Source organism: Sphingopyxis terrae subsp. terrae NBRC 15098 (genome assembly GCF_001610975.1).
Classification (GTDB): Bacteria; Pseudomonadota; Alphaproteobacteria; order Sphingomonadales; family Sphingomonadaceae; genus Sphingopyxis; species Sphingopyxis terrae_A.
Genome location: NZ_CP013342.1, coordinates 3,357,090 through 3,377,614, shown reverse-complemented (window position 1 = coordinate 3,377,614; position 20,525 = coordinate 3,357,090). Strand labels below are relative to the sequence as shown.

Sequence of the window (20,525 nt, the reverse complement as noted above, 5' to 3'; positions counted from 1 at the left end):
GCCAGCTACCGCAGCTCCCTTGTCGCAACTGTCTCCGCCATTCGCAATTGTCTCGGGCATTCGTCAGCGTTCGGTAAACGCCTCCGAGCGCGCACGCAGGAACGGCTTGAACAAATAGCTGAGCACACTCTTCTTGCCCGTCAGCACCTCGACATCGCAAACCATCCCTGGCGTGATCGGTAACTTGCGACGGCCACTTTTCAGATAGGCAACGTCGGTTTCGACGACGACTGTGAAATAGGCTTCCTTCATTGTCTCGTCATACAAGCTGTCGGGCGAAATCTGGACGACGCGTCCCGACAGACCACCATAGATCGCAAAATCATAGGCGGTGACCTTGACGTTGGCGCGGTCGTTGACCTTGATGAAGGCGATGTCGCGCGGCGCGACGCGTGCCTCGACGAGAAGTTTATCGCCGACCGGCACGACCTGCATGATTTTTTGCCCGGCTTGCACGAACCCGCCTACCGTTGTTACCTGGACGTCGTTGACGATGCCATTGGCGGGCGAGCGGATTTCGCTGCGTTGCTGGCGTCCCGCGGCGCCGCGAAGCGACTCCGAATTGACTGCCAACTTGGCGACGATCTGGCTGCGTTCGTCGAGCGCCTCCTGACGAAACTCCAGCCCAGCCGCGGCAACCTGTGCCTGTGCCTCACTGATCGCGGCGGCGGCGCGCGAAGCCGCTTGCTCGGCGGCAGCAAGCTTGCCGCGTACCTCGGTCACCTCGCGCTGGGCGTTGAGCAATTCGGTTTGCGGCACGATCGATTTGGCTGCGAGGGGCGCGAGCAGATCGACCTGGTCTTGTGCCAGCGACAGGCTCGACCGCAGCGAGGCAATCGTCGCCTGCGCCTCGCCATAGTCCCGGCGACGCTGCTCGACCGCTGCGGACAATGCCATCCGGCGGCTACGCTGGGTCGCGGCGCGCACCGATTGCAGATCGGCTTCCTGACTGCACTCGGCAGGGCGGATGCCGCGGCGGTCCGGGGCGCAATCGGCTGCCGCGCCACCATTGCCCTCCCGGTCCAGCCGTGCAGCGCGCGCGGCGAGCGAGCGATTTTCAGCCTCGATCTGGCCCCGCTGTGATGAAGATTCAGTATCGTCGAGCCGCACCAGCAACTGGCCTTTGCGAACCGGCTGCCCCGACCGCACCACGATGTCCAATATCGTCGCCGGCTCGGCTGACTGGACGATCTGCGCCTTGCTCGACGGTATGACACGGCCTTGGCCGCGAGTGACTTCATCGACCTGCGCAAAGCTGGCCCAGCTGACGAAGACGAACATGCCGACGCCTGACGCCAGAATGACCCGGCGCGTGCCCACATAGGGCCGTGATCTGATCATGGTCCGCTCTCCTTAATGGCGACATCGAATTCGCCGGCCTGTTGCCGCGCCATCATCCGCGAAGCGCGGCTGATCTGCTCGGCTTCGGGAATCGCTAGTTGCCAGCCCAGCGCGGGGTCGAGCCGGCCGCCGGCGTCGTTGTCTGCGCGGCGGTCCTGCATGGCTTCGCGCGCGCTGGCCGATGATCCCTCGATCTTCCCGCCGCCTTCGCCGGCTTCGGGCGGTCGTTTGACCGCGCTGCGCGCCAATATCGTCGGGATGACTTCGACGCCGCTGTAGCGGCCCGAAAACGCCCCAGGGGCACCCCATTTTCCGGGCCATCGATAAAAGATATGCGCGCCCAGCTGCGCGATCTTGACCAGCTTCGGTGCCCAATAGGGCGACACGTAATTGGCATGATAATGGGTCGCATGACCGACCGAACGCTCGACATAGCCCGCTAGCGCGGCGCGTGCCACATCTTCAGCCTCTCGCCACTTGGCTGGATCGGGCCGCCGGCTCAGTGAGCCGTCGCAGGTGAAGCTGAACTGGCACACGGGGCGGTTGACCCCCTGATAGACCACACCGCAGATCGATTTGGGGAAAGCGGGGTGCCGAGCACGATTGATCACGACCTGCGCGACCGCGCGTCGTCCCGCGATAGGCTCATACGCCGCCTCGAAATAGACGGCCTGGGTCAGACAGCGCAGCGCGGTCAACGCCGCCTGTCGATCGACTGTTATCGGATGAAAGGGTCGCGCCGATGCAACCGGCCCGGTGTAAAAGGGGATTGCCTGATTGCGCGTCATCGCCGTATCGGGTGCCAGAATCGGTGTCGTCGCGGGTTCTTCGGTCAGCTTGATGAGCCGCGCAATTTCCCGGTCGGTGATCACGGGGGTGTCGGCGCTGTCGTACTCGGCCTCGGGCGTATCGCTGCCTGCGAAGTCGAAAAGCTGGTTCCACATCGTCCGCGAGGTCAGCAGGGTCACCACCACCGCCATGACCACGAGCCACAATATGGTGCGCCGGCTGTCGTCGCGGGCAACGGTCCCATATCGCCGGGCAGTTGCAGCGGTCATGATACCGCTCGCTGCGCCAGGATTACGTCGCGCGGTCCATCCGCGACGATGCGGCCGTGGTCCATGACGATGAGACGGTCGACCAGACCCAGCACGGTCATCCGGTGGGTTGCGATGATCATCGTCTGGTCGGCAGGTATAGCCGCCTTCAGCCGGTCGACGAAATGCTTTTCGGTCTGGCTGTCCATCGCGCCGGTCGGCTCGTCGAGGAACATCAAATTTGCCGGGCCCATCAGCGCGCGCGCAAGGACGAGAAAGCTGCGTTGACCGCCTGACAGGCGCGCTCCGCGTTCGCCGATATGAAAATCGAAACCCGCCGTGTCTCGGCCTAGAAATTCATCGGCGCCCGACCGGCGAACGGCATCGATGATGCTGGCGTCGTCGGCCTCGCTGGCGCCGACCAAGAGGTTTTCGCGCACAGTGCCGCTGAACAGCTCGGCATCCTGGCCGACGAAGCGCAAAGTCGAACGCAGGTCGTGCGGATCATATTGGCGGCTTTCCAGCCCGTCGATGCGGTAACTACCGCTGGTGGGATCATAGAGGCCGCACAGCACGCGCCCGAGCGTGGATTTACCCGAGGCGACGCGGCCGATCAGCCCGACGCGTTCGCCGGGCTCGATGACCAGGTTGATGTCGGCCAGCGATTCCCGTTCGGTGTCGGGGTAGCGAAAGCTGACATGGTCGAGCTGCAACCGTCCCTCGCGTACTTCGGGGGTGATCGATCGGCTGCCCTTGTCGCGCTCGTCCTCTTGATCCATCAACTGTTGCAGGCTTTTCAGCGTAACAAACGCCTGCCGTCCGCGGGTCATAAGGAAGGCGAGTTGGCCGACCGGGGCGAGCGAGCGGCTGGCTAGCATTACGATCGCGATGATCGCGCCCATCGAAATGATTCCCGCGTTGAACAGATAGAAGCCGCCAATGATCAGGGCGACGCTAGTCGCCTGCTGGCACAGTGTCGCCAAGTTGACCGCGGTTGCAGTCAGCTTGCGCATTTCCTCCTGCGTATAGGCGTTCGATGCCGACAAGCGCCGCCATTTGCCGAGCATCCGGCCCTCGGCGCGGCAGGCTTTGACGGTTTCCAGGCTTCCAATCGTTTCGACCAGCGTTGTCTGCAGCATGCTGGAATCGACCTGTGCGTCCGCAACGGCGGCGCTCATCCGACGCTGCAACACCCAGCCCATCGCGAGCATGACGACCATCGCCACCATCGGAATGACTGCCAGCCAGCCGCCGAGCACCGCGATGAGCGCAACGAACACGACCAGGAACAGGATGTCGGTCACCAGCACAATGGTCGTCGAGGCAAAGAAATCGCGGACCTGTTCGTAATCGGTCACCCGCCGCGCGAGCGCGCCGGTGCTGCCGCGCTGGGTCGCCATCGGCAGGTTGAGAACCTTGTCGAGCAGGCGCTGCGACAGCCGCGCATCGATCCCGCGCCCGACCTCGTCGATCAGTCCGGTGCGCGCCAGCCGCAGCCCATATTCGACCGCGATGGCAAACAACGCGCCGAGTGCCAGCGTCCACAGGCTGGCCGCCGCCTTGTTTGGAATAACGCGATCGTACACGTTCATTGTGAACAATGGCATCGCGAAAGCGAGCAGATTGATGAGCAGCGACGCGAACATCACATAGCCAAATTGGCTCCGCTCTTTCCACACCTCGCTCCAGAACCAGTGCTGTCTCGTAACCTCGTCCCACGGGCGTTCGCGCACGGCTTCGCTGGCGGGATTGTGGCGCACAATGACCCCTCGTCCCGAATAGTCGGCCTTAAGCAGCCTGCATTCGATCTGAAGGTCGCTTGGGTCGCCTGGCAGGCGGATCCAACAGTCATTGCCCTCCATCGCGGTCAGGACCACCGGGCGGTCGTCGGCTAGCAACAGAATGGCCGGGACGTCGTGCGAATTCCATGCAGACAGCGGTCGGCGTACCAAGTGGCAGCGGAGGCCGACGGCGTCGAGCGCATGATCGATCTGATCGAGCGGAAGTAGACCGTCGTCGTCGAGCGCCAGCCCCTTCTTTGCCCTCAGGTCAGAAAAAGGGCGCTCGAACAGCGCGGCAATCGCCGCCACCGACGCAAGCAGTTCGTCGCCTTGCGCCGGGGTACTGCGCCACGCTTCGAAACCCATTGCGGGGGACGTTCGGCGCGACTGTCGCGCCCCACGGGCGTCGGCCGGATAGTTCATGTGGGATCCCGCATCGCTTCGGGGTTCATTTCCGGGGTTGGCTGAACCTTGAAGCGCTCGCGTGCGGTCGCGGCGGCCGCCGCGGGCGGCTGGACATCCATCGCCGCAAGCAGGTCGTTGAGCGCCGCAAGCAGTTTGAACTCCGAATAGAATTGCGCGAACTTCGCGGTCTCGGCACGTACCTGGACGTTGTAGCGCGTATTCTGCGCGTCGAGAACATCGAGCAACGAGCGGCGACCGACATTGAACTGTGCGCGGTACGAGCGCAGCAATTCGTCCGAAACCCGGCTCTGCTCTTCCAGCTCTTTAACCAGCTTGCCTTGTGCATCCCAGGTGTTCCACGCGACGCGCACATCCTCTTCGGCTTCGCGGATCATCTGATCCACCCGATAGCGCGCTTCCTTTTCGCGCCGATGCATTTCCTGCACCTTCGATCGCTTGAGGCCGCCGTTGAAGACATCCCAACGCAGCACCACCCCGGCGCGCAGGTCGTTGGTTTCGCCGCGGAAACCGTCGATGTCGTCGCCGATCCGCGCATTGCCTTCAAGCGCCAGTGTCGGCGATAATTCGGCCTTTGCCTTGCGCAGCAGCAAATGCGCGGCATCAAGGTCCGCCTGCGCTTCAAGCACGCGCGGGTTGCGTTCGCGGGCACGGGCAAGCGCGTCTTCGAGCGTGGCTGGAATGCTGTCTGCCAGAGACGGCGGCAAGGCCGCACCGTCAACAAGGTCGAGGCCGGTCAGGGTGCGGAATGAGGCCGAGGTATTGACAAGGTCAAGATTTGCTTCGGTCACCCGCGCGCGGGCGGCCTGCTGGCGTTCCTCGGCCTGTTGCTGGTCGGCGATGCTGAGCGAGCCTTTCGCGACGCCTTCGCGCAGGTCGGTCACCAGCTTGCTGTGGAAATCAATATTGTCTTCGGATGCCGCGACAATCCGTTGTTGCAACAGATAGTCGAGATACTGGCGCGTAACTTGGAGCGCAATGAACTGCGAGCGTTCCTCGACACGGAACGCGGCGCCGTCGGTACGCGCGGCTTGGCGCCGCACCTCGTTGCGGCGCACGCCGCCGTCGAACAAGGTTTGTTCGACGTTGAGGCTGCCTTCCATCGGATAAAGCACGTCATCGGCGATGCCGAGCGCGCGGCGCGTGCCATTTTCAAGGCGGCGGATGCCGACCGATCCCTCGACCGAGATGCGCGGGGCAAACAGGCGCTGCGCCTGCTCGCGTTCAAATTCGATCGCGGTCTTGTTCTCGATCGCCTGGTTGATTTCGGGATTGGTCTGGACCGCAGTCTCGACTGCAGTCTTCAGCTCGATCCGCTGGGCCCAGCCCACGTCGTGCGTCGTGGCAAGCGCCACGGCGGTGAGCGACAAGGCTGCGGTGCGAAATTTCGACATCATCATTCCCCTGCATTGTCCGGTCGAAGTCGAATATCCTTCTGCGTGATCTCTGGTCTGCGCCCGTGGTTCGTCCTGACCGACATCGCCGCCTGTGGTTCAGGCGTGCCCGGCCGACGCTATCTGCTCGAGCTGAACCACGACATGTTGCTGTGTGAGATCGGCGATGAACGAGTGGCCCGATGCGCCGCCGCCGATCCCGTCGCCGATCCCGCCGACGCCCAGCATGATGCGGGCGAGTACCGGTTCGGCAGGCTCCACGGGTCCCAGCAAGGCGTCGAGTTCGACCGCCGGCCCCTCCAGGGCAGCGGTGACGATTGTGCCGATCTGCGCCGCAGCGGTAGCGGTCACTGGTTGCGGCGTCGTCGTCAACTGTATCTGATCGCCCGATGCGGAAGAACTCGCCGGTTCGGGTGGAAGGTCGATTTCGGTTGCCGCTAGCAACCCGACGTAGTCCGGATCGGGCGGCGCCGTATCGGCTGTGTCGTCATGCACCGCATCGCGGTCGTCGTCGCTTATCCGACACGAGGTATCCTCGCGCTCGATCCGGGCGATCTCGGGGCCAGAATAGAATTCGTGGACCAAGCCGTCGGCTTTTGCTTCGGGCAGGGTCAGTGATTGTTCCGCCGCTTCGCTCGACACCGGGACCTGCGGGCCGGAAACCGAGATTTCGCCGTCGGGTGCTCCCGGTGGGTAAGCGGCCAGCGGGGCCGTTGCGGCAAGCCCTGCGACCAGCATTGCAGTCGAAACCCCCGCCGTACCATTGATTGCGGCAATCCGCTGCTGATCGGCGAAGTTGGTCGCGAAAGCTGCATCCGCCAGCTTGCCGGTGATGCCGTCGGCGCGCGTATAAAGCGCTTCGCCCCGGACCTCCACCTGTCCGTTAGCGGCGACATAGGCGCGTCCATCTGGCGTCAGCGATATAGCGATGATGCCTTCGCTGACCAACGAGCGGAATTCGCCCGCGTCGGTCATGCCGTTGCCGTTGGCATCCTGCCAGATCCCGAATTTTGAAAACTCGGCATCGGCGGCGTCCAGCTTGCCGTCGCCGTTGCTGTCATAGGCGGCGGCTAGCCCCTGCAAGTCGGACAGCACGCCGCTGCCGAAGACCAGCTCGGATCCGTTGTTGACTTTGCCGTCGCCATTTTTGTCAATCGCCAACAGCCCGTCATCGGCGCCGACCCATGCAGTGGTTTCGGCGATGCCGTCGCCATCATAGTCAAAGCTGGCCCCGGCCGCGTTCGAAACAAATTCCACCCCGTCACCGTCGAGGTCGACGGCGATCGGCGGCGCGAGTGCGGTGATGGTGACCGACAGGTTGGCGGTTGCGGTGTCGCCGTCGCGGTCGGTGAGCACATAGGTGAACACTTCGGTCGCGGTCACCGTGATCGGGCTGGGCGGCTGGTAGTTATACTGGCCCGTCGCGAAGTTCAGGGTGAGTGTGCCGCCCATCGGGGTCGCTATCGCGTTCAGGGTCGTCCCAGCAATGCTGCCGCCGCTCGATACGGCGATGCTCGAAGCGCCGTCCCAGTTATAGGTGGTCGAGCCGACGGTGATCGAAAGCAGGCGGCCGCCGTCGGCACCCAAGAAATCGTTCGCGTCGAGATCGCCCGACACCGCCGACGGGACGATGACCGACAGCAAGGTCGGGACCAGATCTTCGAAATCGTCGACCAGGATAGGGGCATTGCCCGGTGCCGCGTTCAGGTCGATGTCTTGTAACCGCTGTATGTTGAGTGGTTGCAATGGATTGTTGTCGATACCGATCGCGGTAACATTAACGCCATTGCCGTCGACAAAGTCGTCCCAGGCTGTCGCCGTGGCTGCCGTCAGCGAATTGATAACCGATGGCGGAATGCCGCCGAACTGGATCTGCTGGTTCGGGTTGCCGTCGCTAAGGAAAAAGACCTGGTTACTGGCGCCGGGGATCGCGGCGAAATTGGCCAGCGCCGTCTGGATGGCGCCAGAGTAATTGGTATTGAGCCCGATATCGTCCTCCGACGGCCGCTGGCCGCCCGCTGCCGGATTGAGCGAGTCGAGATACGCATTCGCGTCGGCCGCGGTCGAAAAGGATTCCGATGCGAACGAGCCCGAGGAGAAGATCACGAATTTGATCGCTAATGCGCCCGACGCGGCGCTATCAAGCTGCGTCAGCGCGCCCTGAACGGCATCGAGCATCGTGTTGAGTTCGCCATCGTCGATGCTGGCGCTGAAATCGAGGATGAAGAGCGTGTTCACATCCTGCATCGGCTGCGACGACGATCCGGTTTCGCCGGTGGCGGTCGGGGCGTCATCCTCGATCACAATCTGGATTGCCGATGCGCTGGTCGTCGTCGTCGTGCCGTCGAACACCGACACGGGCACGGAGAAACCCTTAAGGTCCTCGAGCGTGACATTGGGATGGTCGACGGCGCGCAACAGGGTGACCGTATAGGCGCCGTTCGATGCCAGCGTGACGCGAATAACCTCCGATCCGCCGACCGAACCGATCAAGGTTCCGGTGCCGACGCCGGTCCAGGCGACCGCGCTGCCACCCGCAGTCAGCACCGCACCGGGATCGCCGAGGGTTGCGGTCAGTGTTTCACCGGCGTCGGCGTCGGCTATGGCGAGCGTACCGCTGATTACGGCGCTGTTGGTGGTGTCGAGCGTCGCATTCGGTGCCGTGTCTGGCAGCCCGCTCGGCAGGCCTTCTTCCGACACCCGCGCGATCGCGGTGCCGATCGTTGGTACATCGTTGTTTCCGAACACCGTGATGGTCAGGGTGGAGCCGACCGACAGCGATCCGTCGCTGATCGTATAGGCGAAGCTTTCGGTCAGTGTCTGTCCGCTGTCGAGCGCGTTGACGACGGGCTTGTCCTCGTCGAGCGTGTATGTGTAGCTGCCGCCAGCATCGATCACGAGCGTGCCGTAGAGGCCCACATATGTTCCTGCCGACGTGACGGTGATCACCTCCAGGTCGGGATCATTATCCGCGACATCGGCAAAGCTGCCAAAGGGCGCACCGGAATGCGCGATGTCCTGCAACACATTACCGGCAGCGAATGGGTCCGAACCGCTGACGCCGTCAAGCACCCAGTTGGTATCGCCGCGCGCAACAGGGAAATCATTGATCCCGGTGATAGAGATGGTGAGCGTCGCGACCGACGTGTCGCCGTCGGCGTCGCGCACCGTATATTCAAAGCTTTCGGTCAGCGTCGTGTCGGGATTGAGCGCGACAACCGCTGGATCGCTGGGATCGAGGTCGTAGCGGTAGCTGCCGTCCGCGGCGATGACGATCGAGCCATAGTTGCCCGAAAGGACGGCCCCCGGCGTTCCCGTGGATGCTCCGAATGCCACGCCGACAACCATCAGCCCGCCATCAGCGCCTGCATTGTCGGACGATCCGTCCATGCCATTGGCGTCGGTCCCGCCAAGTCCGGTCAGCACATTGCCGTCGGCAAAAACCTCTCCGTCGCGCGATACATTGTCCTGGTCATCCACCGCATTCGGAGCATCGTCGCGGATCGCAAATTGCCCGGTGATGTCGGTCGTCGTTCGCGCGGTGTCGCCATCGCCGTCCGTTGCGATCGCGGTCAGCGTGATCAGATTGCTACCCGCCAGGAAAAGCGCCTGGTCGGGGCCGCTGTCGGGCGTGTGCAGGATCGCGCGCGACTGGTCGAAAGTGACGAGGCCGCCGGGCACCACCGAAATGCGGAAGACTTCGTGCGTCGAGGTGCGCCCGAAAACGACGCCGCCCTCGATCGACAGGATCACCGCTTCGCCCGTCAGCGAATCGATGAGGCCGCTGGCCCCGGCGGCAACGCCAAGCTCATAGGTCACGGCGCCCGGGCCATCGGCGCCGGCGTCGGTCGTTCCGGCAAAAAGGCCCGACAGATCGACGGTCGCATCGGCGGCAAAATTGCTTTCATCGACCGTCAAGGGCGACGCGGTCCCGCCGGCGGCGATCGACGGGCCATCGTCGGCAAAGCGGATATTGCCGCCCAGATCCACCGCCACCGTATCCGAAATGCTGTCGCCGTCTCGATCGACGATCGTCGCGGTGCCGCGCAGTTCGACCAGATTGGCCGCCAGTTCGACGAGCTGCGCGGCATAATCGCCGGGCGAACCCGGTAACGGATGGTCGATCTCGGCAAATTGGGTCAGCGTGACGACGCCGGTCGCTGCGTTCACGGCGATGGAAAAAATGGGCGTACCGGCCGCGCTGCCGACGATCTCGCCGGAGATAATGGCCAGCGTGACCGGCACGCCGTGGCTGGTCAGGGCGGAGGTCGCGGCCGCCGAGCCCAGCGCGAGGGAATAGGTCCAGGTCACCGTGCCCGCATCCGCGGAGCCATCGGCGCCAAAATTAACCAGAGACGTCGAAAAGGCCGCCGAAAAATTGGCGGTCGCCACGTCGAACGCGTCGCCGCGTGTGTTGGCGTCCTGCGTGGTGAGCGTGATCGCATTCGTGTCGACGTTGGTGGCGTCGATCGACGGCCCATCGTCCTTGAACACCAGCGCGTTGCCGATCGCGACCAGCGCCGATGCATGGTCGCCGTCGGCGTCGGTGACCGTCGCGGTCAGCCGGATGATCGTCGGCGACAGCGTGATCGCATCGTCCGGATTCATATCATCGGGATGCCGGACGGCGCGGATCTGGTTGAGCGTTGCCTGCCCATCGGAGGCTACGGTCAAGCGGAACGCGACGGTCGTTGGCGAATCCTGCAATCGTCCCTCGACGACATTGCCGAACGCCTGCAGAATGATCTTCGACCCCGTCGCGACATCGACCAGCCCGCTCGCGGTGGTCACTTCGAAACTATAGCCGACAGTGCCTTCGTCCGCGCCCATCACGATTTTGAAAAGCTTGGTGAAATCGGCGGTTGCATCGAAGCCAAGGTCGGTTTCGTCAACCGTGAGCAAACCCGTCGTGGGCGACAGGGCAGTGATCGACGGAACGTCGTCGGAAACTGAGATACTGACCGTTCCTGCGACTATATCGCCATCGGCGTCGATCGCGACAACCTCGATCGCCCCCAGATCGACCAGATCGTCGATCGTCGTATCGGGGTGCAGCGCGTAATTATATTGCAGGGTGGCGGTCACCGTCGCCACATTGCCGGAAACGCTGAGGCCGATCACGACGACGGGGTTTTCGTCGGCGTCCCAGCCGATGATCTGGTTATCCGATCCCAGAGTCCAGCTGAGCCCGCCGTCCAGCGCCGAAATGTCGCCAAAGCCTATCGACGCGATCGCATCGGAACCGGGTGTGAAAAGGATGGTGCCGCTGGCCGAGACGGGTTGCGCTGGCGACGGCCTCGATCCGGTTTCGAGATGCTGGTCATCGATGGTCAGCTGGATCGGACCGCTTGCGGTCGGCAGGCTTCCGTCGGCGAGACGGATTTGCTGTACTGCCGAAGACTGGTCGCCGTCACCGTCGGTGATCGTGTAGGTGAAGTCGGCGTGGATCGGAAACACGCTGACCTGCGGCGCCGGATCAAAGCTCCAAGCGCCGTTTGCCTGAAATGTGTAAGTGCCGTTGGCGGTGTTGTAACTGGTGATGCCGGTTGCGGCGACCGCTACGATCGCGCTGCCGATCGTGACCGAAGTGACCATGGCCCCGTCCGTGCCCAGCGTATCGTTCCCCAGCAAATCGCCCGAAATTGCAGCGGCGTCTTCAGCGACGGTGATCGACGGTGCCGGCCGTGCGACCGGCACATCGTCCAGCACGTCGATGACGATTTCGCTCTGCGTCACATTCCCGAACGCGTCGGTTATAGTGTAGGTGAAGCTTTCGACCGTGGGCACAAGGTTGGTGCCATCGTCATCCGTCGGCCCGTCGATCGCGCCGGTCAGCGTGTAGGAATAGCTTCCGTCGGAATTGAGCGTGAATACCCCATGAGTGCCTACGCCGTTGCCGACCAAGCCAAATTCGAATGGTCCCGTGCCGCCGACGACATTGTCATTGAGGTCGCCCGACGCTGTTTCCGCGTCACTCTCGGGATCGCTGCCGGCGGCGAGCGCTGCCTCGTCGACCTGCAACTGAACGACGTCCGCATACAATCCCGAGTCGCTCAGACGGATCGTCAGGGTGGTTGTCGACTGATCGCCGTCTCCATCGACAAGCGTATAGACGAAAACATCTTCGGCGGTGCCGGGTGGGACAATATTCGGATTGGCGACATAGATATAGCTCCCGTCGGCGGCGACTGTCAGCTCACCGTACAGGCCGATGATGACCGCGCCGACGCCGCCTGTTGCCGCCGCCGACGGGTCTGCGCCAGCGGCGCGCACGCCCAGGATTTTGGTGCCGTCCGCGCCCAGGTCATCGTTGGCGAGCAACCCGCCCGCGGCATCGACCTCGAGCGTCTGGCCTTCGCCGACCTCTCCTTCGTCGGCCACAGCGTCTGGCCTGTCGTCGGCGATCGCGATGTTGAGGGTGGCCGTGGCGAAGGTGCCGTCGCTGTCGGTCAGCGTATAGGTGAAGGTTTCGGACACGCCGCCCGGCGTGTCGGGATTTCGGACATAGCTGTAGCTGCCATTGCTGTTCAGCGTCAGCACGCCATACAGGCCGGCAACCGGGTCACCCGCCGCCACGGCGGCGCCCCCGCCCGACACCGACGAGACGCTGGCGCCATCGGCCCCGGGGATGTCCCGCCCGCCGTCATTCTCGGCATCGGTGATTACGTTGCCGGTGGCCGGGGCAAAACTGCCCGCAGCGACGCTGTCGTAATCGGCGACCGCTTCGGGCGCGTCGTCGAGGATATCGATGTCGAAGCTGGCGGAGATGGTGTCGCCGTCCAGGTCGGTGATGCCGACGGTGATCGGCTGCGACGTCGCGGCGCCGAGCGTGTTGTCGGCAAGCGCAAATAAATATTCGATCGAATCGGGGTTGATCGAGACGATATAGAAAGTCCCGGTGGTGAGCGCGATTTCCTGGCCCTCTTCGGTGATCGCGACCCCGTTGATCGTCAGCGCGGCGGGACCGTCGCCGGCAGAAAATTGGATCGTTCCGGACGTGAAGTTGGAATCGTCGCCCGAACGCGAACCGGGGCTTTCGCCATCGCGTTCAGGCAGGCCGGCTTCGTCGACGAGGGTGCCGTCGTCGCCCGCTGCGGGCAGGATCAGCGCGGGCGCGCTGTCGCCGATGCGGATCGTCAGTGTCGCCGTCGATACATCGCCGTCGCCGTCGGTGAGCTGGTAGGTAAAGACATCACTGACTCCGCCGGGCGTACCGGCGGACCGGACATAGGCGTAGGTGCCGTCGGCCGCGATTGCCAGACGGCCATATTGGCCCTGCACCGGCGTTCCTGTCGGGCCGAACTCGGTCGCCGATCCTCCCCGGACACCCGTGACGATTGCCCCGTCGGCGCCGGGCGTATCGGCGCCGTCCGCACCGCTTGCGGTTCCCGCGCCGGTGATGACATTGCCCGACTCGGGCAGGCGGCTTCCGGCTTCGATATCGTCGATGTCAGCGCGAGCGATGGGAGCATCGTCCTCGAGCATCAGGGTCAGCGTCGCGCTCCCGACGTCGCCGTCGTTGTCAGTAACGGTGATCGTTACCGTATCGGTCGCGGCGGGGTCGGTGCTGTTGTCGGTCAACGTGTAGGTGTACCCGATCAGCCCCGGGGCGATGCTGGTGATGGTCAACTGACCCAGCGGGGTCGGGATAAGCTGGCCGACCGCGGTGACGGCCGTGCCATTGACCGTGACGACGACCGGCTGGTCAAGTGCGGCTATCTGGATCGTCCCGCTGGTCGTTTCGCCCGGCGAGTCTGGATTGCTGCCGGCCGGTTCGGCGTCGCGCGCGGGCAGCGCCGCTTCAGAAACCACGGCGGTCGCGGCGGTGACCCCGACCGTCTGGTCCGGGGTCGTGATAACAACCCGGGGTTTGTCGTCGAGCGCGTCGGGAATGACTTCGAGAGCAGGAATTTTCGGAAAGCCGAACTCCGTCGGCGGCAGCAGGTTGCCGAGCGCGAACGGATCGCCAATGTCGCCTGGGGTTTGAGCGAAATTGCCGCCCGAGCTTTGCGGCCGCCCGGCGGCGGGTTCGGGCTCCTGATCTGCGATCAGGGCGGCAACGGTGGGCGCCGGGATGTTGATCGGGCCGACCTTGATGTGCGGGATTCGCAGCGCGCCGTCGACGATGACCAGGACTTGCCCGTCGGGCAGCGTGACGACGAGGTCGTTTCCCGAAAGCTTGATTGCATCGAGGCGTGTTCCGGGTGGAAGCTGGATCACGCCATCGACAGGCAGGATCGAGGCCGCGCCGGGCGGGGTGGCGCGCGCGGGGGTGGCGATTTCGCCGGCCTGTTCGTTCCGCTTCAACCCCATCGCCTAAAGCCCCCTGCACCTTTGTTCGCCGGTCACGGGTCAGCAGCCAGTACGGGGCCGCTGCGCACACCGGCGAACTGCACCGCATTTCCGCGCCGGATATAGGGCGGAGCCACAATGCAAGCTCTTGTGATCGTGCTGGGTTCTCTTTGGCGACCTGTGCCCACGTCTTGTCACTCACCGGGAAATACAAACCCCGGGGGGCGATTCTGCAATGGCAATTTCCGGTAAGGGCACATATACTTTTGTATTAAAACAATATCTTATGGATTAATTTTCCATTTATATTATTAAAAATATCAAATATGTCCCCATGATTTGTCTCATGTTGAATATTATCCTGAAAGATGTTTTAATTCAATCTCTTCGAGTAACAATATTTGATGATTGAATATGTAATTGCAAATATGATTATATTATTTAGTTCTAGAATTGGATAATTTGATCTCAATGGAAAATCTCATTTTATCATGGCGGTCGTTTCGATCCTGGCAACAATTGCATTTTCGCGCTTTAGCACATATCGGCCGGTGTACCGGCCCGCGGGCCAGCCTGCCGCCGGTGCGCGTTTGCCGCTATAGGCGAACCAGCTGAGCCCGCCGCCTTCGACAACCGATTGCTGTTCATGCACGATCTGTCCGTCGGGCCCGGCGATCGAAAATGCCTGATAGTCACCGGCGCGCGCGCCGATCGCATCGACCCACAGGATCAGCGGCGCGTGTCGTCCGTTCGGCATAGGGGGCGGGTCGCGATCGGTGACTGCCTTGGGCGGTACTGCCGAGGCGAGGCCGCCCGTGATCACTGCGCTGGGCTCGTACCCCAGCGAATGCGCCGTCACCGCTGTCCACAGCCCCGTCGTGCGGACTTCGGAATTGCAGGGCGGAAGGGGGGCGGTGCCGACAAACGGATCGACGGCCCTACCGAGATGCCGGACGGTGAAATGCAGATGCGGAAACTCGCTATTTCCCGACAAACCGATCAACCCGATCCGCTCCCCGCCGCTGACGCGCTGGCCCGGGCGCACAGCGATGCTGGCTTGGCGAAGATGGCTATATTGGGTCTGCCAGCCGCCGCCATGGTCGATTACGACCGCATTTCCGGCGTCCCTGCCATCGAGTGCCCCTCGGTTGTTGACGCTGACGTCCGGTTCGCCGTTGCGCGTGCGGAGCACCGTGCCGGGTGCCGCGGCCAGGACTGCAAATCCAGCCCGCATGTCGGCCATGGTGCGCAGGCGAATGTCGATCCCGTCATGCCCGTTCGTCGTCAACTGGCCGCAACGATAGTCGCGGCGGCCCGGCCCCGGGTCGTGATCAAACAGTTTCTGGATAAGGCAGGAACGGCCGACAATGCAGTCAACGGGAAGGTTGAGTGCAGGGGCGCCGTCCGGCGGCAGCGGCTGCAATGCCGCGAACGCCATCGACAAAGGCAGGATGAACATGTGCATCATGGTTGGGCTCAGGTTTCGGGCAGGCCGTTCGCGGCGCAAACGTGACAATGGGTGGAAAATCGATGCCGGCCGCCGCCAGGGGGCATGGCGGCGGACACGGCTAGCCAGCGGGAGCTGACCGAACTAAATTCCGCCGAATGCCGAGGGACGAAACTGCCGCCCGAATATCGACAGAAACCTATTCTTCTTATACCCAATCTCTGCAGACCTGCTCGATCGAAGCAGGCGTCGTCCGGATGATTCTTGCTTGTCATCCTTGCGTCAAAATTGGCGGAAGGCGCGGTTTCTTGCCATTCCCTGATGGGGACATTGCAAAAAATTGCCGCTCGGTGACGATCCGAATTCGTTGTGGCATTGGCGATATGCGGATTTTTCCGAACATAAAAAGGAGGGCAGGCCGCGGCCTGCCCTCCAGTTTGCAGAGGTCCGTCGAGGAGTGGCTCCCCGTACGAAGCCTTGTCCTCAGACGAACGTGATCATGTCGTAGGACGCATTGCCCTGGCTGTACGCGTTGAGCGCATCAACCGTGTCATAACCACCCAGCGCAGCGATCGCCGCGATCGGGGCCGAGGCGCCTTCCCAGAAGTCCTCGATCAGCACCGAGCCGACCGCGGTAAAGATGTACACGTCGAGCGCGTCACCCTGGCCGTCCCAGTCGCCGGTGATGACGAACATGTCGGCAGCGGGATCGAAGCCGGCATCGACATCGAATACCAGCGTGTCACGGTTCGCGAGGTTGAAGTCGCGGCCCGATCCGAGGCTGAACGGTGCGCCGATGACGTCGTCGCCAAAGCCGGGCGACGAATCGGTCGCGTCGAACAGGAACAGATCCTTGCCCGCGCCACCCGACATATGATCATCGCCTTCGCCGCCAGTGATCTTGTCGTTGCCGCTTTCGCCTTCCAGATTGTCATCGCCAAGACCACCGTCGATGGTGTCGTTGCCGGTGTCGCCCCGGATGGTGTCGTCACCGTCATCGCCGTTCATCTTGTCGTTGCCCATGCCGCCCGACATATAGTCGTTGCCGTCACCGCCCGACATGGTGTCGTTGCCGCCCGGGGTGTTGCCCAGGTTTTCGTACAGCGTGTCACCATACATGACGTCATCGCCGTCGCCACCGAACATGGTATCGGCGCCCATGTCGCCGGCGAGTTGGTCATTGCCGTCTCCGCCATCGACCAGGTCGTTGCCGGCTCCGCCATAGATCAGGTCGTCACCTTCGTTGCCGGCGAGGTTGTCGTTTCCGTTGTTGCCCTGAATGACGTCGTCGCCGTCGCCGCCTGAAACAACGTCGTTGCCGTCGTTGCCGGTGATGCTGTCGTTGCCATCGCCGCCGGCGATGCTGTCGTTGCCGTCATCACCCGCGAGCAGGTCGTCGCCGTCATTCCCTTCGATAACGTCATCGCCTTCGTCACCGTTGACGATGTCGTTGCCGTTGCCGCCCGAGATGAAATCGGCATCGGTATTCTCCGGATCAAGCGGGTCGAAGAAGGGATCCCCGTTGCCGCGGATCACGTCGTCGCCGTCATCGCCATAGAGGGTGTCGTTACCGCCCTGGCCAGCGATCACGTCGTTGCCGTCGTCGCCGTGGACAAGGTCGTTGCCGTCATTGCCGTTCAGCGTATCGTCGTCGTCGCCGCCGCCGATGTCGTCATCGTCGGCACCGCCTTGGACGAAGTCGAACCCCGCGCCGCCGCGGATGACGTCGTTGCCCGCATCGCCGTTAAGTTCGTCATCGCCATTTTCGCCGGAAAGCGAGTCGTCGCCTTCGCCGCCGTCGAGCTGGTCATAACCGTTGCCGCCGAAGATGGTGTCGTCGCCATCATCGCCCCACAACAGGTCATCGCCGGCATCGCCGTCGATCAGATCGTTGCCGCCTTGGCCGAAGATCTGGTCGTCGCCCGCGCCGCCGGAAATTTCGTCGGCTTGGCCGATGCCGCGGTTATAGTTGCTCTGATTATAGGCATAATCTTCGTCGGCTTTGCGATTGACGCCCTTGTCACCGAAGATCACATCGTTGCCGTCGCCGCCCGAAAGCAGGTCGACGCCATTGGTGTTGGTGCCGCCATCGATATAGTCGTCGCCGTCGCCGCCGGTCACCACGTCGGTTTCGGTCCCGCCGTAGAGATTGTCGTTGCCGGTGCCGCCATCGACGATATCGTTGCCAGCGCCGCCGTCGGCGCGGTCATCGCCCGATTGGCCATAAAGCACGTCGTCTCCGGCATCGCCGCGGAGGAAGTCGTTCCCGCCGCCGCCCCACGCGGTGTCGGCACCAGCGCCGCCGAGCAGCGTGTCGTTGCCATCCGCAACACCGTTGTCGTCGCCGGTGTAAAGGACTTGGCCCGGCGCGGGGACCGAGACGCTCGCCTGGTCGCCGATCAGCGTGTCGTTGCCGTTTCCGCCGTCGATGCGATCATTGCCGCTGCGGCCGATGACATTGTCGTCACCCGCATCGCCGTAAAGATCGTTGTCGAAATTATTGCCGAAAACGGTGTCCGCCCCGCCGTTGCCGCGCGCGTTATAAGGCAGGTTCGCGGTGTGGACGAGGGTGTTCAGATCGATGAAGTCGACCGCATTGGTTCCCAATACCTGGCCACGAGCCGTGGGATTTTTGGGATTGGTCGGTGCGTTAGATGATCCAACTGTAGGCATTTCGCTATCCTCTTCATTGGTGGGTCGCAGGGATGCGGTTTCGCCGACTCGGCTTTGCCATCCCCCCAAATGACCCCGAAAACTCGAGGCCATGACAATGGGATATGGCGGGGCAGGGGGACCGGACATTCCTGCTTGGGGACATGGGGGATATATTTATGAGGTGGTTCATTTTGGGGCAGATCGGCGCCGAACGCATGCCGCGATTTCTCCCGAGCTGCGCGGCTTTCACCACTTTCTGCACTTGCCGAAACAGCACAATCCGAAAAGAAAACGTGCTTGCTAGTTAAGTTTTTGACCGAGCGTCGAGCTTGCCGGGCGTCCCGAGCTTCCCGCAGGCGCAGCAGTGTCGGAGGGGTCGCGATCGGGCGTCTGACCCAGCGTTGACGTCTGCGGGCGAGGCGCTGTTGCGGGATCGGCAACGGCCTTGTTAACGTCGGCCACGCGAGGTCGGCCGAGCGCCGACATCGTCGGGCGCTCGCTCGTGTCGGAACTGCAGCAGCGGCCGTCGAGAATGGCCTTGGTGTCGAGCTGCCCTGTCGCTGCCAGCAAGCTCGCGCGCGCGACAAATTCGTTGCGATGGGCGCGCTCCAGGGTGACGCGCGCGTTCAGCAATTCATTCTGCGCATTCAGAACGTCGGTGAGGGTCCGGTTGCCACCGACCGCTTCCTTCTTGATGCCCTCTGCCGCTTCTTGCGTGGCCGCGACCGCTGCCTCAGCTGCGACGATCGTGCTCTTTGCCGACTGCCAGCGCGCCCAAGCGTTCGCGACCTCCTCCGCTACCGTTCGTACCGCCATATCAACTTGCGAAAGGCGTTGATCGCGGACCGCGCGAGCGCGGCGAACCTCGGCATGATCGCGCGGCAGGAAAATTGGCACGCGCAGTTCAAGCCCGTAATAGAGCGACGAGCGATCGTCAGGATATTTGCCCGTAAATGTATTGGTCGCGCCGCCGGTCAGATAATCATAGCCGGTAACCGCATCGAGTTGCGGGAGCAATGCGCCAGTGGCAAATTGCACCCCCGACTTGCCGGCCTGGGCGTTGAGCCGCGCTGCTCGGAGCCGCGGCGCCGCATCCTGGGCAATTCTTTGAGCCGCGGCAAGCGATAAGGGAACCTCCGCGAGCGGCGGCAGAGGCGGCACCATCGTTCCAGACTGCCCGCTGATATTGCGAAACCGATGTCCGTTGACGCCCAGTTCTTCGGTCGCGGAAAGGACCCCGGCTTGCGAGGTCGCGAACCGCGCGCGCGCCAGTTCTTCATCGGTACGGGTGGCCTCACCAAATTCGAGCCGACGCGACGTCGCGCGTAGCTGCTCTCCGATTGCCTCAGTCTGTGCCTCGGTGAATCGCAGGATCTTGCGGTTGAGCTGGACGTCCGCGGCGCTGGTCAGCAGTTCGAGCAGTACGTCCGAAATAATAGCGTCCAGCCCCGCGCTGGTCGCTTCCAGTTCGGCCTTGGCGATTTTGACCCCATTGTAAGTGCGGTCGCCGTCATAGAAGCGCAACCGCGCCTCGATCCCGGCCTGTCCGGCGGTGTAGCGCGCGTCGTTCGTACTGCTACCGTTTTTGATGTCGATCTCACGCCGCTGCAATACGCCGTTCGCTTCGATCGTCGGCAAATAGCTTGCCTCGGCCGCTTGTAGCCGTGCGGCCGCGACGCGAACCTGATGGCGCTGTGCCGCGATTTCGGGGTTGGAGATGACGACTTGACGCGCGAGCGCGGCCATCGTGCTCGATGGCGCGACCGCGGACGACGCCGACTGCGCGAGCAGTGGAGTCGGAGCTATGGCGAACGCCGCGGCGGCAGCGGGTGCGCCGAGCGTGCTCGCCCAAAACGTCCTTGATTTCCGCACGTCACCCCTCCTGAATCATTCCAGATTCGAGTGCCGACCCCCTCTTTTCGTAGCTATCAAAGAGTAATGTGCGGCGGCGGAACGGGAAACTACTCTAACGGATATGTCCGAGGGGATAATAGACTCGATCGGCCGAATCGAAATAGACAAAGTGCGTCGCCAGCATCCGTCACGGCCGGCGACGCTATCGAGAGATTCGCGTCAATCGAAAGCCAACGCCGGGTGACAATTGCTTCGGGCAATCCCGGTGGGCGCATAGGTTCTGGCCCGTAACCAGAGCATT

The 20,525-nt window shown here is 63.0% G+C and carries 8 protein-coding genes; all 8 read right to left on the bottom strand.

Translation table 11 applies throughout. The features are described from left to right. Positions 1 to 63: 63 nt before the first annotated feature. The 8 genes from AOA14_RS16045 to AOA14_RS16005 all read right to left on the bottom strand — a co-directional run bounded on the left by AOA14_RS16045 (position 64) and on the right by AOA14_RS16005 (position 20,242). Positions 64 to 1,341, bottom strand: coding sequence for an HlyD family type I secretion periplasmic adaptor subunit (locus AOA14_RS16045; protein ID WP_062902508.1), 1,278 nt, complete (start codon positions 1,339 to 1,341; stop codon positions 64 to 66). Further along, the gene (locus AOA14_RS16040; RefSeq protein WP_082819963.1) at positions 1,338 to 2,399 is read right to left on the bottom strand and encodes a cell wall hydrolase; all 1,062 of its coding nucleotides are present in this window, start codon (positions 2,397 to 2,399) and stop codon (positions 1,338 to 1,340) included. The genes AOA14_RS16045 and AOA14_RS16040 overlap by 4 nt, the downstream gene beginning before the upstream one ends. Then, positions 2,396 to 4,582, bottom strand: coding sequence for a type I secretion system permease/ATPase (locus AOA14_RS16035; protein ID WP_238929677.1), 2,187 nt, complete (start codon positions 4,580 to 4,582; stop codon positions 2,396 to 2,398). Before AOA14_RS16035 ends, AOA14_RS16040 begins: the two co-directional genes overlap by 4 nt. Next, on the bottom strand, positions 4,579 to 5,982 hold the full coding sequence (locus AOA14_RS16030; RefSeq protein ID WP_238929676.1) for a TolC family outer membrane protein: 1,404 nt from the start codon (positions 5,980 to 5,982) through the stop codon (positions 4,579 to 4,581). The genes AOA14_RS16035 and AOA14_RS16030 overlap by 4 nt, the downstream gene beginning before the upstream one ends. 93 nt (positions 5,983 to 6,075) lie before the next feature. Beyond that, positions 6,076 to 14,289, bottom strand: coding sequence for a DUF5801 repeats-in-toxin domain-containing protein (locus AOA14_RS16025; RefSeq protein WP_062902506.1), 8,214 nt, complete (start codon positions 14,287 to 14,289; stop codon positions 6,076 to 6,078). Positions 14,290 to 14,749: 460 nt separating this feature from the next. Continuing rightward, positions 14,750 to 15,727: a M23 family metallopeptidase gene (locus AOA14_RS16020; protein ID WP_202988295.1), complete on the bottom strand. Its 978-nt coding sequence runs from the start codon at positions 15,725 to 15,727 to the stop codon at positions 14,750 to 14,752. Between the two features lie 471 nt (positions 15,728 to 16,198). Next, positions 16,199 to 18,388 carry a calcium-binding protein gene (locus AOA14_RS16015; protein WP_202988294.1) on the bottom strand — a complete coding sequence of 730 codons (2,190 nt, stop codon included), beginning with the start codon at positions 18,386 to 18,388 and terminating at the stop codon, positions 16,199 to 16,201. A gap of 282 nt (positions 18,389 to 18,670) precedes the next feature. Beyond that, on the bottom strand, positions 18,671 to 20,242 hold the full coding sequence (locus AOA14_RS16005) for a TolC family protein (RefSeq protein WP_202988293.1): 1,572 nt from the start codon (positions 20,240 to 20,242) through the stop codon (positions 18,671 to 18,673). Positions 20,243 to 20,525 lie beyond the last annotated feature (283 nt).

Bases quoted from the DNA above. Each gene is read 5' to 3' on its own strand.
- AOA14_RS16040 (WP_082819963.1), bottom strand. From the start codon at position 2,399: ATGACCGCTGCAACTGCCCGGCGATATGGGACCGTTGCCCGCGACGAC.
- AOA14_RS16035 (WP_238929677.1), bottom strand. From the start codon at position 4,582: ATGAACTATCCGGCCGACGCCCGTGGGGCGCGACAGTCGCGCCGAACG.
- AOA14_RS16020 (WP_202988295.1), bottom strand. From the start codon at position 15,727: ATGTTCATCCTGCCTTTGTCGATGGCGTTCGCGGCATTGCAGCCGCTG.
- AOA14_RS16015 (WP_202988294.1), bottom strand. From the start codon at position 18,388: ATGCCTACAGTTGGATCATCTAACGCACCGACCAATCCCAAAAATCCC.
- AOA14_RS16045 (WP_062902508.1), bottom strand. From the start codon at position 1,341: ATGATCAGATCACGGCCCTATGTGGGCACGCGCCGGGTCATTCTGGCG.
- AOA14_RS16025 (WP_062902506.1), bottom strand. From the start codon at position 14,289: ATGGGGTTGAAGCGGAACGAACAGGCCGGCGAAATCGCCACCCCCGCG.
- AOA14_RS16030 (WP_238929676.1), bottom strand. From the start codon at position 5,982: ATGATGATGTCGAAATTTCGCACCGCAGCCTTGTCGCTCACCGCCGTG.